Raw genomic sequence first — 708 nt, forward strand, 5'->3', positions numbered from 1 at the left:
TGTGAAGACGCCATCAGCATCAAGCACTATTGACGTAGGAGCATTCGCATGGGCAACGACAGTAGAATGAGTTTGGTTTAACCAAATTGGCGCACTTGGCATATTCGCTTGCTGCGCCAACCAATGACGATTCTTCGCTACGATAGAAGCTTCATCCCCAACGTGTGCACCGAGATTTAACCCTTGATAAGAGCCTGTCGAAAAGCCACCAACTCGCGTAGAAGCAAAGGCTTTGACATTTTTAGGTGCAGACCAGTTAGGAATGATTGCCTTCATTTTAAAACTCGTCTGGTAGACCGTATTCTTCAGTGTCTTTACGAAGAGCTTCAGTCATTGCCACCATATCGTCTGGCACTGGAGCATGGAATTCCAGTTCTTCACCAGTTATCGGGTGTTCAAAACGAAGCATTACAGCGTGTAGCGCCTGACGATCGAAACCACGAATCATGTCCGTCAGTTCCTGCGATGCACCAGTAGGAATACGTGCACGACCACCGTAGGCAGTATCACCTAACAGAGGATGCTGTAGGTAAGACATATGAACACGGATTTGGTGAGTACGACCCGTTTCCAAACGCAGACGGATACGCGTGTGCTCACGGAAGTGTTCTGCTACACGGTAGTGCGTTACCGCAGGTTTACCCAAAGGAGCTACAGCCATGAGTGTGCGTTTAGTCGAGTGGCGACCAATTGGTTGATCCACTTTAC

General features: G+C 48.6%; 2 protein-coding genes. Both read right to left on the reverse strand.

Translation table 11 applies throughout. The features are described from left to right. Nucleotides 1-276 (reverse strand): laccase domain-containing protein (locus tag R8O10_RS25105; protein WP_318191940.1); only part of this gene is annotated, 276 nt, incomplete at its 3' end. Between the two features lies 1 nt (nucleotide 277). Then, nucleotides 278-708: pseudouridine synthase (locus tag R8O10_RS25110; RefSeq protein WP_318191941.1), on the reverse strand; the 431-nt coding region annotated here is incomplete at its 5' end.

It is taken from the genome of Vibrio sp. 1727 (assembly GCF_033344415.1).
Taxonomy (GTDB): Bacteria; Pseudomonadota; Gammaproteobacteria; order Enterobacterales; family Vibrionaceae; genus Vibrio; species Vibrio alginolyticus.